Origin of the sequence: Streptococcus sp. ZY19097 (assembly GCF_040731245.1) — a bacterium.
Taxonomy (GTDB): domain Bacteria; phylum Bacillota; class Bacilli; order Lactobacillales; family Streptococcaceae; genus Streptococcus; species Streptococcus orisratti.
The window spans coordinates 1,105,063-1,118,760 of record NZ_CP160400.1; the positions used below are offsets into that span (position 1 = coordinate 1,105,063).

The window sequence follows — 13,698 nt, forward strand, 5'->3', positions numbered from 1 at the left end:
CAATGTCTAAAAATCTCGTAAGAAAAGCTGATCATCATGTTTGGCTTTTTTTCTTTTGGTTTTGAGAAAAGGCTGTTGGTATTTTTATGCAAAATGTGTTATAATTAGCTGAATTACTAGCGTGAGGAGTTAAGATAACTATGAATTTTTCATTTTTACCAACTTATTGGTCTTATTTCAATTACGGTGTCGTCGTAACCGTCATGATTTCGGCTTGTGTCGTTTTCTTTGGTACCATTCTGGGAGTATTAGTTGCTTTGATTAAACGTAGCAATATCAAAGTTTTAGACTGGATTGTTAGTTTTTACGTCTGGGTCTTTCGTGGAACACCTATGGTCGTACAAATTATGATTGCCTTTGCTTGGATGCATTTTAATAATGCTCCGACTATTGGTTTTGGTGTTCTTGATCTTGATTTTTCACGATTACTGCCAGGGATTATTATTATTTCGCTCAATAGCGGAGCTTATATTTCTGAAATTGTCAGAGCTGGGATTGAAGCTGTTCCAAAAGGTCAACTTGAAGCTGCTTATTCATTGGGAATTCGTCCAGTTAATGCTATGCGCTATGTCATTTTACCTCAAGCTCTGAAAAATATTTTACCAGCCTTAGGGAATGAATTTATTACCATTATCAAGGATAGTTCACTTTTGCAGACTATTGGTGTTATGGAGTTATGGAATGGTGCCCAATCAGTCGTGACAGCAACTTATACTACGGTTGAACCACTTTTATTTGCTGCTTTCTACTATTTAATGTTGACAACAGTTCTGTCTTTTGCACTCAAATCTCTTGAAAAACGTATGGCTCAAGGAGGAAAACACTAATGACTGAGACAATTATTTCCATTAAGAACCTTCACAAATATTTTGGAAAAAATGAAGTGTTAAAAGGGGTAAACCTTGATATTAAAGCAGGAGAAGTTGTGGTTATCATTGGTCCGTCAGGGAGTGGGAAATCAACTTTTCTTCGCACCATGAATCTTCTTGAAACTCCGACTAAGGGTGTGATTACCTTTGAAGGAGTGGATATTACTGATAAGAAAAATGATATTTTCAAAATGCGTGAAAAGATGGGGATGGTTTTCCAACAATTCAACCTTTTCCCAAATATGACAGTACTTGATAACATCACCCTATCTCCAATAAAAACTAAGGGCCTATCTAAGGTTGAAGCAGAAGCAAAAGCTTATGATTTGCTTGAAAAGGTTGGTCTTCGGGATAAGGCTAAAGCTTACCCACCAAGTCTTTCAGGCGGACAGCAACAGCGTATTGCTATTGCGCGTGGTTTGGCTATGGATCCTGATGTTTTGCTTTTTGATGAACCTACTTCGGCACTTGACCCAGAAATGGTTGGTGAAGTGCTTGGAGTCATGCAAGATTTGGCAAAATCAGGTATGACTATGGCTATCGTTACTCACGAGATGGGCTTTGCGCGTGAAGTAGCAGATCGTGTTATCTTCATGGATGGCGGTGTCATCGTTGAAGAAGGCACACCAGAAGAAGTTTTTGAACACACCAAAGAAGACCGTACCAAGGACTTCTTGAGCAAAGTCTTGTAAGAAAGCCTCAAAACCTAGGCCATTCGCCTAGGTTTTTTAGTATCTGGGAAATGAGAAAATTCTTCTGTGCATAGCTCTGTATAAGAACAAAAAATTGAAAACGTTTTCGAGGAGCTTTTGTATAAAGGTTCAAAGGTTTTAACATATTTTAAGAAGAAATTATCATCTGTAAGGTTACCCTTGTTTCATTTTTATTATTTTTGCATTTTTTAGTTCATAGATAGTATCATAATCTTCGGGATTATATTTGTGTGCAACTTCAATGATGGTAATGGTTTTAGGGAGCTGATGGAGGAGAGTTCTAATTGACTTTGCGGTATGTCTATCAAGGGATGCTGTGATTTCATCTGCTAAGATGACTGATTTTTGGCGAAGAAGTGTTCTCGCAATTTCTAGTCGCATGATTTGACCGCCTGAAAGATTGTGTCCATCAAGGTAGTAGTCTAGGTTTTGATTAAAGTCCTGTGATAAACCAACGGCTTTTAAGATAGATAAAAGTTGTTCATCATTATAATTTTGATAAAGTGTTAGATTATCTCTCAGGCTAGCTTGAAAAATATAGGGAATTTGATGAATTAAAGAAATAAAATTGTAACTAGGTTTTAGTTGGTAATTCTTCCTGTTAGTATAGACGATGTTCCCTGAGTAATTTTGGTCTTCACCGCTTAAAATATTTAAAAGTGTAGATTTACCACTGCCGCTTTCTCCAACAAGAAGAACATGTTCGCCTTCTGTTATTTTTAAGTTAGCCTCTTTGACAATCACTTTTTCAGGAAATGACTTTGAAAGGTGAGTTATTTCAAGTGAACTAATGTGAGATGCTTCCTTGATTTGTAGCTGTTTATCATCAGGATAAGTTTGGGCGTTCTGAAGAATTTTTTCTTTAATCTTTTGACTTGATTGTAAATTTGAACTTGCCTCTAACAATTGTTGTAGAGGGTTAATCAGATAAGTAGAAGCGGTCATCATGGCAATTAAGGTGGTCAGAGGTAGATTTGTAATTGTTAATCCGATGATAAAGGGAAGAATAATTCCCAAACTTTTCAAAGGACCAGTCCAAAACATGACAAGATTATGAGTGGTGAAATATTGGAATTGACGATGCTCAGTATTTCTAATTTGGTTTAAGGTATGATTAGAAAAGTCACTTTCTGCCTGATTGCTCCGGATGGAATTTATCCCTTTTCCAAAGTCAGTAATGCTTTTCAAGCTTTCTTCCTTGGCTTGACTAAGCAGGAGGCCTGTTTTATTGAGTTTTTTATTAAAGATAAATTGGGGGATAATCATCAATAAGCCACCAATAACAAACAGTGTGCCTACGAAAGGATTTTGCCAAATAATATAAATAATTGAGACAATAATAGATGATCCAAAAACTGGAAAAATCAGCAAAGACAACAAGCAATCTTGCCAGAATATTGTTAAATCTTGTGTGAGTAGGGAGGTTAATTCTGAGTCTGTCAAACAAATCTGTTTAGAAGCGTAATTATCTAAAATCTGTTTAGAAATTTCAGTATTATTATCCTTAATGAGACTTCTCAGGAGTACATTTTCTACATACATAAAAAGATAAACAAGGATCCATAAGCTGATACTAACAATACCAAAAATAACGATTTGATAAGTATTATTTAAATCAAGCTTTCCAGCCAACTGAATAATAATGGGCATAATAACTCCTTGGCAGGAGTAAAGCAAGGCAAAAATTAGAAAGAGATATAATTTCCATTTTTTTAGGTATTTTAGACTTTGTAACATGATTGTCCCTCCTCGGTTAAGGTTGTGATTTCTTGTGTTATAATATGTAATAGTTTAACACCTTCATGTTTTTTATTTTTGAGGTGAGTTTATTATAATTGAGAAATGGCAACTTATGAGGGATTTTCGGAAATCCGAACAGGAGTTTTTATGGAACAAGGACAAAAATTCAGACTAATTCGCAAGCAACGTCACTTAACAATTAAACAATTAGCAGAAGTTGCTAGTTCAGTTGCCAGTATTTCTGATTTTGAAAATGGAAAAACCTCTTTATCTAATGATAATCTCTTTAAACTGTTGAGATATTTACGAGTTGAATATAATGAATTTTTCGACAATGATTTGTTATTGGATAAAAGCTTTCAAGAGTTGGCCAATGATTTTAATAAGGCTATGTTTGAAAAAGATGTTGCTTCCCTAGAGAAATGTTGTCATGCGTTTGAACAGTTAGGAAATAACAATCCCATAGATAAGATTATTTCTTTATGTATTCAATGCCAAATACACCAGTTGCAACACCGAACTTTAGATAATGGGGTTATAGAAACTCTGAGAGATTATTTCTTTTCTCTTGATATTTGGACAAATGTGGATATCAGTTTGTTGGATATGGCTAAAACAGTTTTTAATGTAAAAACATTAACCATTTTTATGAATGAAATTATGGCTAGTATCAATCATCCACCTAGAAATAATCTTGATCGTATTAAGGTTGACAGCATTGGTAGTTGTATCTTTTACCTCATCAAAATTGGCGAAAGTGCTGAAAGCAGGCGATTTTTATCACTTTTAGAAGAACTTAAATTTCCTGATTATTTTGCCTTACAGAGTCTATATCTTAAGGAGCTTGAATCCGCCTATCATTATTGTTTTAAAAATAAATCAAATGGTCTGAATCTGCATCAGAAAGTTTTGAAAACTTTAGAGTTTATTGAGTTAAAAGGATTGGCAGAGGAATGGGATGCCGATTTTAAATCTGCGTTTATCAATGAGTTTTAATGTGAAATCCGAAAGGAAGCAAATGGAAACAAGAGAAAAATTTAGAGCTATTCGTAAGCAACGTAAATTATCTTTAAAGCAGTTGGCAAGTATCGCAGGATCAGCAACCAGTATATCTGATTTTGAAAATGGTAAAACAATGCTTTCTAACGATGTACTCTTAGAACTGTTGAGTTATATGATTGTTGAAGTTAATGAATTTTTTGAGTGGGATTATTTTTACAAGTCTGACTTTTTCACTCAAGTCAATCACTTACAAAAAGCAATAGCTGATGGCAATCAAGAAGAACTGTTTTCTTTGACGCAGGTCTTTGAAACTTTGGTTTCAAGTCAAGGTCAATATATTTACCACATTATTAGTTTGACAATTGCTATTGTCTTAGCTAAGTTACAGGGGAAAGAGCCAGATCAGGAAATCATTGCAGAGTTAACAGATTATTTTTTCTCGATAGATTATTGGACGAATTTAGATATTGGTTTATCGGGAAATGTGGTGTCGTTTTTAACAGCAGATACGCTAGCTCTTTTAGCCACAGATATCCTAAAAGAACTTAATTCTGAACCACGCAATAATTTAGACAGAATTAAATATGACACACTCTTGAACTGCTTATCTGTTTTGCTTTCTAGGAAAGAAAAGAGTTTAAGTCAGACCTTATTAAATCACTTAAAGCAGGTTTCCCTACCTCACTATTTTGCCTATGAAAAACTTGCCTTGTTAGAATTGGAAGCAAGTTTTGATTATTTGTGGCAAGATAGATCAGAAGCAAAAAGGCAACACCAACAAGTTTTGAGTGCTATTACCTTATTATTTTCAGCGGAGGAGGCTAAGCAGTGGCATGAAGAGTTTGAAAAAATTGTTTCATGAGAGGATTTTGTGGAGAAATTGTTGATTTGGTCAGCGTATTTTCATTGTAGATATCAAATCAAAAACTGTTAGTCTATTTCTTTTCAGACGAAAACTGGTTTAATTTATAATTATTCTAAATAACACATACATTTATTTAGAACGACTCTAAACAATGTATAAAATACACAAAATATTCATTTTTTTGCTAAAATGGGTATTTTTTTGTGTTATAATGGTGACGTTGAAAGTATTTTTAGGGTTGACTAGCGAAGGAGGCTAATGAGTTGATTTTACTGGATGCCAAATCTGAGGTGGCTTATAAGATTGTCAGTATTGATTTACCAGAGGAAAGCCAGCGGCATTTGTCCAATCTTGGTGTCAAGGTTGGCAGTCAGGTGAAGATTGTATCGAAAACTAAGACGAGCGCTATTATTATGCTTAAGGCCAGTCGGTTGGCTTTTGATCAATCTATTTTAAAACACATTGATGTGACAGAGGAGGAAAATATTCTGGAAGCTCTGCCATTATCAGAACTAAAAGTTGGAGAATCCGCCTATGTAGAGGGAATTTTTGCTATTGGCGAGGCAAAACGTCGTCTTATGGATATGGGGCTGACGCGTCATACTAAGATTTATCTGCGAAAGGTTGCACCTTTGGGTGATCCGATTGAGATTAGCTTACGCGGTTATGAATTAACGTTACGTAAATCTGAAGCGCAAATGATTAGTGTTGTGAAAACAAGGAAGGAGGCAACAGGTGACTGAGATTGCTTTAATTGGGAATCCTAATAGTGGAAAAACCAGTCTATTTAACTTGGTGACAGGAACCAATCAGCGTGTTGGAAACTGGCCTGGAGTAACAGTTGAGCGTAAAAGTGGAACGGTCAAAAAAGACAAATCTCTTAAAATTCAGGATTTGCCAGGAATTTACTCAATGTCGCCTTACACACCAGAGGAAAAGGTTGCGCGTGATTACCTGCTCAGCAATCATGCTGATAGTATTTTAAATGTGGTTGATGCGACTAACTTGGAGCGAAACTTATATTTAACGACTCAACTTATTGAGACAGGGATTCCTGTTACCATTGCGCTCAATATGAGTGATGTGCTCAAGAGTCAAGGAAAATCTATCAACACGGAAAAATTGTCCTATCAATTAGGGGTTCCAGTCATTTCAACCAGTGCCGTTAAAAGCTATGGAGTGGATAAAGCGGTCAAAATGGCTGCCCAGACAACCAAAGATACTATTGATAGCATTCAATTTCCACTTTACGATGATAAGTTTGAAGCGGCTATTGCCCAGATTATTGAGGTTCTTGGTGATTCAGCGCCAGAGCGTTCAGCACGTTTTTATGCCATTAAACTCTTTGAACGTGACAGCCTAGTAAATCTAGATCTCAATTTGTCTGAATTTCAGAAACAAGAAATTGCCGAAATTATCAGGATTACAGAGGAAGTCTTTACTGAAGATTCGGAAACGATTGTCATCAATGAGCGTTACGCCTTCATTGAACGTGTGGCAAAAATGGCACAGAGTCAGGAAAGCGACTTTAAAATGACGATTTCTGATAAGGTTGATAAGATTGTAACCAATCGTCTTTTAGCCTTACCGATTTTTGCACTGGTCATGTTTTTGGTTTATTATCTGTCAATCCAAACAGTCGGAACCATGTGGACCGACTGGGTTAATGATGTCCTTTTTGGAGAGTGGATTCCCAATTGGGTTAAATCTGGTTTGGATTATTTACATGTGGCAGGTTGGTTGGAATCTCTTGTTATTGATGGGATTGTTGCTGGGGTTGGAACGGTACTTGGTTTCTTGCCACAGATATTTGTGCTTTTTGTCTGTCTAGGTATTTTGGAAGATATTGGTTATATGAGCCGTATTGCCTTTGTCATGGATCGTATCTTTAGACGTTTTGGTTTATCAGGAAAATCTTTTATTCCAATGCTCATTGCGACAGGTTGTGGTGTACCAGCGATTATGGCTAGTCGTACCATTGAAAATGAGCGTGACCGTCGTATTACCATCATGACATCAACTTTCATGCCTTGTTCAGCTAAGTTAGAAATCATTGCGCTAATTGCAGGAGCCTTTTTCCCAGATAATCCATTTATTGCACCTTCAACTTATTTCTTAGGATTGATTGCTATCATTTTGTCAGGGATTGCTCTTAAAAAGACTAGTTTCCTTGGTGGCTTTACGAGTCCTTTCATTATGGAATTGCCAGCTTATCACTTGCCAAAACTGCTGTCTGTCTTGCGTTATGCATTTAGCAAGGCGCTTAGTTTTGTGAAGCGGGCAGGAACGATTATCTTTAGTTTGACAGTGCTGATCTGGTTCATGTCCAACTATAACTTCACCCTACAGGTAGTGGATACAGAGTCCTCTATTTTAGCTAGTTTAGGAAAAGCTGTCGCTTGGATTTTCGCACCACTTGGCTTTGGCAATTGGAAGGCAACGGTAGCTGCGGTGACAGGTCTTGCGGCCAAAGAAACGGTTGTAGCAACCTTTGGTATTTTATATCACGATAGTTCTGAAACTGGTTTGTCTCAGGCTCTGCTCGCAGATTATTCAGCACTAGCTGCTTATTCGTTCTTGACGTTCAATTTGTTGTGTGCACCGTGTTTTGCGGCCATTGGAGCTATTAAGCGTGAAATGAATAATGTTAAGTGGACGGTTGGTGCTATCGCATTTCAAACAGGGCTTGCTTATGTGGTCAGCTTAATCATTTATCAAATTGGTCTGGTTATGTTGTATGGTAAAGCTATCAATTTTTGGACTCTTGTTGCACTCGCTTTGCTATTGATCATCATTTACTTTATTGTTCGAAAACCACGCGCAATTAAAGAAAAAGTCATTACGCTAGACAATCTGGCTTTGAGTCAAAAGTAAGGAGGGCATCATGGCAACATTAGTGATTACACTCATTATTGCAGTGGCAGTTTTTTATGGCCTGCGTAGTTTTATCAAGGGCAAGGGGTCTTGTGGAGATTGTAATTGCTCCTGTCCAGTTAAAAACGAGATGCATAAGGCAAAAAAATGACATAAATAAAGGAAGCTGGGACTTTTGTCTCGGCTTCCTTTGTTGTCTCACGAAAACCACTAGCTGTGCTAGTGGTTCCGAAAAGCTTTTAGCGATGTATCAAAAAAGTCCCCCTAAAGTGTTATATTAGATAAGGTTTCCCGACCACTAACTAATATACAAAAGGAGGACCTCTGATGAGACAGGATAATAATAGTTTAGCACATACTACATGGAATTGTAAGTATCATATTGTTTTCGCCCCAAAATATAGACGTCAGATAATCTATGGGAAATACAAAGCAAGTATTGGTCAAATCTTACGGTTATTATGTGAAAGAAAAGGTGTTGAAATTCATGAAGCAGAAGCATGCCCAGATCACATTCACATGTTGGTGAGTATACCACCGAAGCTAAGTATTTCCTCATTTATGGGATATTTAAAGGGTAAAAGTAGCTTAATGATATTCGACCGACACGCTAATTTAAAGTATAAATATGGGAATCGCAAATTTTGGTGTCGAGGGTTTTATGTTGATACGGTTGGGCGAAATCAGAAGCGAATTGAAGAATATATTCGTAATCAATTACAAGAAGACGTGATAGCAGATCAGCTCAGTCTTTTCGAGGAATATGATCCGTTTACAGGTGAGAAGAATAAAAGAAAGTAGTCTTAAAGAGACCCGCTAGTCGGGTCAGCTAGCAAAGGTGGTGCTGAAGGGAAACCATTCGGTAGGCCTTTAGGCCTCGGCCGGTAGCAGAGGCTTTCAGCCGAAGAGCAAACCACCCGTTCTCACGGGTGGTTTTGATTTGCGTAGTTATAGTGTGATTTAATTTCCATTGCGTATAAACTATCTAATTATTACTCTTCCACTATCGGAAGCTCAATATTAACTAGAAGGCCAGGATGGTTACTGTCAAAGTGAATATTTCCTTGATGGAGGAAAATGATTTGTTTGGTGATGACGGTTCCCATACCGTGAGTGTCATAATTGCGGGATTTCTGATTGAGTTCAAGAATTTTTTCAGCACTAATAGAACCATTGTCTGTAATTATCAGCTGCGCGTGGTCTTCAACCTGCTGTAAGTTGAGTTTCAGTTGTGGCGAGGTATTGTGCGTTAGGCTGTTGAGAAGAATATTGTTGATGGCGCGTGTTAGCAGCGTTTTATTACCCAGAACAGGAGTTGCTTCTTCTGGCAGTTTAAAGCTCAAATCAATCCCTTCATAGTTATTGTAGAGATCAGCTATGATTTGTCTGAGGAGACCATTAAGGTCAAAACTGGTCATTTCCTGCTCAATATCTTGATTCTCCAGCAGATAGCTCATATTAAGGTTGGAAATGATGTCCTCCATTTTATGAATATTAGCTTCAATTTGCTGAGTTTGATGACTGCGACCTTGCAGACTTTCAAGTTGGTTAGTGTACCCAAGGATAAGGGTCAGAGGATTGCGCAGATCGTGACTGATACCGCGTATCCAATGGCTGCGCATTTCCTTGGTTTCAATCAAGAGCTGCGAGGTCTGATTAAGAGCGAACTTGATTTCAGACAAATTGCCTTTTTCATCAAGAAGGACAGGTCGGCTGTCAGACAGGTCAGCAAGGGCTTGAGTGATCGGTTTGAATTCCTTACGCAGCCTCATTTGCGACCGCAGGTAAATAGCCAATAAGGCTATGATCAGTCCCACAAAAATACCTGCAACCAGCTTTGCGATGCTAAAGAAATTTTGGACGTTGTAGTAGTTGGCAGGATATTTTTCAAAAGACCCCTTGGGATAGCCTAAGATGAGAACTTTTTCACCAACGACAAAGGTAAAAATAGGATAATCGTCCAAATACCAGCGTGATGAACGAGCCACATCTGCCATGCTGTAGTGGCGCTTAAGCTTGTCTGGTAAGCGGTAGGATTGTTCAATGTTCCCTTGCTCTGACAATAGCATAAGCCAGATTTTTTGCTTGTCTAGAACTTTCTTATTCTGGGTGGTTAGCTGCAGCTGGTTATGATTAACCATCGTTTTGACGATAGCCGTCGGCTCTTCATGACTGTTTTGCATGCTATCAATGATGTGATAGCTGCCAAATAAAAAGATAAAAATGGCAGTCAGCCCCAGAAGAACCACTGTCGCAAAATAGGTCAACAAAACCTTAGAAAAATACTTAAAAGTCGTCATTTAATCCACCCGCAGCTGGTAGCCCAGCCCCTTAATAGTAATGAGGTGGACAGGTTTAGACGGATTAGCCTCTATCTTCTGCCGCACCTTGCGGATATGAGCCATGAGCGTATTTTCATAACCTTGATAATTGTCGCCCCAAACCTTACTCAAGAGCTGGTCGAAGGTGACGATTTTATTTTTATGATCGTATAGCACCTTGAGCAGGCTGTATTCTTTAGCGGTTAGCGGAATTTCTTGGTCCTCTTTTAGAATGGCTGCGCGCTCAAAATCAATCTGACAACTATCTAATTGCACCACGTCATCTTGCGGCGGATAGCTGCGCTTGAGAATGGACAAGAGCCGCAGTTCTAGTTCCTTAGGACGAAAGGGTTTGACGATGTAGTCATCCGCTCCCAGCTCGAAACCTTGGTATTGCTTTTCAATGTCAGACACCGCAGACAGAAAGAGCACAGGCATGTCAGATTTCTGGCGAATGTGGCGAAGCACCTCAAAACCAGAACCATCTGGTAGCATGATGTCCAAAATCGCCAAGTCAAAGGCTTCCCTTTCCAGAAGTTCTAGGGCTTCTTTTTTGCTGGCAGCCCGTGTCAAATGACTGAAACCAGTAATAGATAGACTTTCTGTGATCATGTCTAAAATCTCAGGATTGTCATCTAAGATGAGTAGTTTTCTCTCTTTTTCTTTCATATCAGTTTACCTCAATCTTAGTATAGCATAATCAAAAAGCCTGCTCTGCCATTTTCCTAAAAATTAAGGAAGAATTAAGGTAGAGAGTAAGGACTGGTAAGGTAGGAACGCTATACTGAAAGTATCAAGAAAAAGGAGGTAGACACATGACAGCAATGATTCGTTTAAAAGAAGTCAAGAAAGTTTTTGGAAAGCAGGTTGCTGTTGATTTAAGTAATTTGCATATTGAACAAGGGGAAATTTACGGACTTATCGGGCCAAATGGTGCTGGTAAGTCAACTATCATGAAAATGATTTGTGGTCTTCTGGAGCCAAGCTCTGGTCAGGTTACGGTGGCAGGAGTTCCTATGTCAGATACCAATCGGATTGGTATTCTGAAACAAATAGGTTCTCTGATTGAAGAACCAGCCTACTACGATAATCTGACAGGCTTTGAGAATATGCAGATTCTCAAAGAATTGAAGGGGCTGACGGATCATGATGTGGCAGAAGCGCTAGCTATTGTCCGACTAACGGATTATAAGGATAAGCGGGTCAAGCATTATTCCCTAGGAATGAAGCAGCGTTTGGGCATTGCCATGGCTATTATGGGGCGTCCTAAATTGATTGTCTTAGATGAGCCAACTAATGGACTTGACCCACAGGCGCGTGAAGAGATTCGTAAGCTTATTCGCAGCCTACCTGAGAAGTTTCACACCACAGTCATGATTTCCTCTCATGCTTTAGATGAAATCGAAAAAATGGTAACTCAAATTGGTATCATCGGAAAAGGGAGACTGCTTTATCAGGGAACCATTGAACAGTTCAAGAGTCAACATAGTAGCAATATCTGTCTAAGAACATCAGCTGATGATATGGTGGCTGCACTTTTGGGACTTGATGTTAACCAAACACAATTAACGGAGCAAGGTATTTTGTTGCCGCATTATGCTGATGCCCAACTAGCACAAGTCGTGAAACGCTTGGTGCTTGCTGATGTGGCAGTCTATCGTGTGTTTGAAGTTAGCAAGTCCTTAGAAGAACTTTTCATCGACTTCACTGTCAGTGATGTCTTGTAGGAGGTTGCTATGCTGAAACTTTTTAAGATTGAATCTCAAAAATACCGTGGCTTGCCCATTTTCCGCCTTTTGTTTGTTTCTCTTGTCATATCTATCTTATTTTCTTGCATACAGATTTTTGATCATAAAACTGCGGCAGATTTGGCAAGTCTGGCCAAACTCTATGGGGTTTGGGATGCAGTTGCTATGGTCAAAATTATTGTTCAGCCGGTGATATTGGCGAGTCTGGTTAGTATGGCTGTTCAGCTGGAAAATCGTCATAAGATGTGGAAGGTTCTGACCAGCAGCGGTGTGGATTATAAGTCTATCTACGCTGTCAAATTCTGCTACATCTATGGAGCCTATGCCCTGATGCAAATCTTAGAATTCTTGGCGATAACTGCCCTGATTAAAATGAAGGGATATACCGTCAGCATACCGATAGGAAGAATGGTTTTGTATGGCCTGACCATGTTGGCTATTTCAGGGACAATCATGCTCATTCATTATCTCTTATCGCTCAAATGGGCTAATCAGCTCATCAGCTTGTCAGTAGCTGTCTTAGCCAGTTTGATGAGTGTGATTATGATTTTCATTTCAAAAGCTACTATGTATGTCATTCCTTATACTTGGTATGCTTTTCTCTTGGCCAGTCAGCCTGAGAAAGTTGGAGACAAGTTTATTTACCATATCGCTGCATTTGATTATTATCCTTTGATAGCATCAGTTATTCTGGGATTTGTCCTTTATCAAGTCGGCAAGCGCGTTAAGATTGGAGATTAAGATGACTTTATTAAAAATTGAATGCCTAAAATTACGTCGAGCAAGATTGTGGTTGCCGCTTTTGATTTTGCCGCTTCTATCAGTTCTTTATGGCAGTATCAATTATGCAGGCAATCAAGGCATACTCAAGAAAGAGTGGCTTAGTTTGTGGACACAAGTCTATCTCTTTTATGGTAGTTTTTTCTTTCCGTGTATGATTGGTATTGTCTGTGCTTATATCTGGTATGGTGAACACAAACATAATAACATCAAGCTTTTACTGACATCAGCTTATTCGCTTAGGCAGATGATTTGGGCAAAGATGCTGGTGGCCTTTACCTTGGTCATGCTGTCTCAAGTTTACTTTTTGGGGCTGTATTCTCTGAGTGGTTTTTTCTTCCACTTTAAGATGGCCTATCCGCTGGAGTTGCTTGGTTGGAACCTAATAGCTACGCTCTTTTCCATTGCTTTGGTGGCTATCCAGTCTTATCTCTCGCTGGTGATTAAAAGTTTTGCACCGCCAGTTGCTTTGTCAATGTTGGTGGGGATTGGAGGCTTTATTCTCACTGCGCAGAATATCATTCCAGAACTTGGCAATGTTCTAGCTTCATCAAAATTGGCCCTCCTCATGAATCAAATGAACACTGCACATGTGTCCTTGCCTTTTGACATGTGGCTGCGCTTTGTTTTATATTCAGCCCTGATTGTAATGCTCTCAGTTCACCTCCAAAAAAGGCACTTAAAAGGACAAATGAAATAGTGCGTTAGAATATTCAGAAAAAGGAAGTGACATCGCTTCCTTTTTTGGTATAATGGTTTTAATAATATTTAGGAGATGCGTAATTG

The 13,698-nt window shown here is 38.5% G+C and carries 14 protein-coding genes; 11 read left to right on the forward strand and 3 right to left on the reverse strand.

The annotated features are described in order from the left end of the window. Positions 1–140 precede the first annotated feature (140 nt). Both ABZ559_RS05685 and ABZ559_RS05690 read left to right on the forward strand, forming a co-directional pair. Positions 141–827: an amino acid ABC transporter permease gene (locus tag ABZ559_RS05685; RefSeq protein ID WP_018376534.1), complete on the forward strand. Its 687-nt coding sequence runs from the start codon at positions 141–143 to the stop codon at positions 825–827. Further along, positions 827–1,561, forward strand: a complete 735-nt coding sequence (locus tag ABZ559_RS05690; RefSeq protein ID WP_018376533.1) for an amino acid ABC transporter ATP-binding protein — start codon at positions 827–829, stop codon at positions 1,559–1,561. Before ABZ559_RS05685 ends, ABZ559_RS05690 begins: the two co-directional genes overlap by 1 nt. Before the next feature lie 174 nt (positions 1,562–1,735). On the opposite strand, the gene ABZ559_RS05695 is transcribed toward ABZ559_RS05690, so the two are convergent. After that, a complete protein-coding gene (locus tag ABZ559_RS05695) occupies positions 1,736–3,319 on the reverse strand; it encodes an ABC transporter ATP-binding protein (RefSeq protein ID WP_367007498.1) in 1,584 nt (527 codons plus the stop codon). A 150-nt stretch (positions 3,320–3,469) separates the two neighbouring features. Here ABZ559_RS05695 and ABZ559_RS05700 point away from each other — a divergent pair, with 150 nt between their 5' ends. The 6 genes from ABZ559_RS05700 (at position 3,470) to tnpA (ending at position 8,864) form a co-directional block, all read left to right on the forward strand. Continuing rightward, a complete protein-coding gene (locus tag ABZ559_RS05700) occupies positions 3,470–4,318 on the forward strand; it encodes a helix-turn-helix domain-containing protein (protein ID WP_367007499.1) in 849 nt (282 codons plus the stop codon). A gap of 22 nt (positions 4,319–4,340) precedes the next feature. Beyond that, positions 4,341–5,186, forward strand: coding sequence for a helix-turn-helix domain-containing protein (locus ABZ559_RS05705; protein ID WP_367007500.1), 846 nt, complete (start codon positions 4,341–4,343; stop codon positions 5,184–5,186). Between the two features lie 266 nt (positions 5,187–5,452). Next, complete coding sequence (locus ABZ559_RS05710) at positions 5,453–5,932, forward strand: ferrous iron transport protein A (protein WP_367007501.1); 480 nt, start codon at positions 5,453–5,455, stop codon at positions 5,930–5,932. After that, positions 5,925–8,063: a ferrous iron transport protein B gene (gene feoB / locus ABZ559_RS05715; protein WP_367007502.1), complete on the forward strand. Its 2,139-nt coding sequence runs from the start codon at positions 5,925–5,927 to the stop codon at positions 8,061–8,063. The genes ABZ559_RS05710 and feoB overlap by 8 nt, the downstream gene beginning before the upstream one ends. Positions 8,064–8,073: 10 nt before the next feature. Further along, a complete protein-coding gene (locus tag ABZ559_RS05720; RefSeq protein WP_018376527.1) occupies positions 8,074–8,214 on the forward strand; it encodes a FeoB-associated Cys-rich membrane protein in 141 nt (46 codons plus the stop codon). Positions 8,215–8,390: 176 nt separating this feature from the next. Beyond that, positions 8,391–8,864: an IS200/IS605 family transposase gene (tnpA, locus tag ABZ559_RS05725; RefSeq protein WP_002891962.1), complete on the forward strand. Its 474-nt coding sequence runs from the start codon at positions 8,391–8,393 to the stop codon at positions 8,862–8,864. A gap of 191 nt (positions 8,865–9,055) precedes the next feature. Here the strand turns inward: tnpA and ABZ559_RS05730 are convergent, their stop codons facing one another. Further along, positions 9,056–10,363 (reverse strand): HAMP domain-containing sensor histidine kinase, encoded by a 1,308-nt coding sequence (locus ABZ559_RS05730; protein WP_367007503.1) that lies wholly within the window; start codon positions 10,361–10,363, stop codon positions 9,056–9,058. Further along, the gene (locus ABZ559_RS05735; RefSeq protein WP_367007504.1) at positions 10,364–11,053 is read right to left on the reverse strand and encodes a response regulator transcription factor; all 690 of its coding nucleotides are present in this window, start codon (positions 11,051–11,053) and stop codon (positions 10,364–10,366) included. It abuts the gene before it with no gap. A 146-nt stretch (positions 11,054–11,199) separates the two neighbouring features. Here ABZ559_RS05735 and ABZ559_RS05740 point away from each other — a divergent pair, with 146 nt between their 5' ends. Genes ABZ559_RS05740 through ABZ559_RS05750 form a run of 3 tightly spaced genes read left to right on the forward strand, consistent with a single transcriptional unit; the run spans position 11,200 to position 13,612 of the window. Continuing rightward, a complete protein-coding gene (locus ABZ559_RS05740) occupies positions 11,200–12,111 on the forward strand; it encodes an ABC transporter ATP-binding protein (RefSeq protein ID WP_367007505.1) in 912 nt (303 codons plus the stop codon). 9 nt (positions 12,112–12,120) lie between these two features. Further along, the gene (locus ABZ559_RS05745; RefSeq protein ID WP_367007506.1) at positions 12,121–12,873 is read left to right on the forward strand and encodes an ABC transporter permease; all 753 of its coding nucleotides are present in this window, start codon (positions 12,121–12,123) and stop codon (positions 12,871–12,873) included. 1 nt (position 12,874) lies between these two features. Beyond that, positions 12,875–13,612 carry an ABC transporter permease gene (locus ABZ559_RS05750; RefSeq protein ID WP_367007507.1) on the forward strand — a complete coding sequence of 246 codons (738 nt, stop codon included), beginning with the start codon at positions 12,875–12,877 and terminating at the stop codon, positions 13,610–13,612. Positions 13,613–13,698 lie beyond the last annotated feature (86 nt).

Excerpts from the sequence above, each read along its gene's own strand:
- ABZ559_RS05745 (WP_367007506.1), top strand. The coding sequence starts at position 12,121 with ATGCTGAAACTTTTTAAGATTGAATCTCAAAAATACCGTGGCTTGCCC.
- ABZ559_RS05700 (WP_367007499.1), top strand. The coding sequence starts at position 3,470 with ATGGAACAAGGACAAAAATTCAGACTAATTCGCAAGCAACGTCACTTA.
- ABZ559_RS05720 (WP_018376527.1), top strand. The coding sequence starts at position 8,074 with ATGGCAACATTAGTGATTACACTCATTATTGCAGTGGCAGTTTTTTAT.
- tnpA (WP_002891962.1), top strand. The coding sequence starts at position 8,391 with ATGAGACAGGATAATAATAGTTTAGCACATACTACATGGAATTGTAAG.
- ABZ559_RS05695 (WP_367007498.1), bottom strand. The coding sequence starts at position 3,319 with ATGTTACAAAGTCTAAAATACCTAAAAAAATGGAAATTATATCTCTTT.
- ABZ559_RS05690 (WP_018376533.1), top strand. The coding sequence starts at position 827 with ATGACTGAGACAATTATTTCCATTAAGAACCTTCACAAATATTTTGGA.
- ABZ559_RS05685 (WP_018376534.1), top strand. The coding sequence starts at position 141 with ATGAATTTTTCATTTTTACCAACTTATTGGTCTTATTTCAATTACGGT.
- ABZ559_RS05735 (WP_367007504.1), bottom strand. The coding sequence starts at position 11,053 with ATGAAAGAAAAAGAGAGAAAACTACTCATCTTAGATGACAATCCTGAG.
- ABZ559_RS05750 (WP_367007507.1), top strand. The coding sequence starts at position 12,875 with ATGACTTTATTAAAAATTGAATGCCTAAAATTACGTCGAGCAAGATTG.
- ABZ559_RS05730 (WP_367007503.1), bottom strand. The coding sequence starts at position 10,363 with ATGACGACTTTTAAGTATTTTTCTAAGGTTTTGTTGACCTATTTTGCG.
- ABZ559_RS05740 (WP_367007505.1), top strand. The coding sequence starts at position 11,200 with ATGACAGCAATGATTCGTTTAAAAGAAGTCAAGAAAGTTTTTGGAAAG.
- ABZ559_RS05705 (WP_367007500.1), top strand. The coding sequence starts at position 4,341 with ATGGAAACAAGAGAAAAATTTAGAGCTATTCGTAAGCAACGTAAATTA.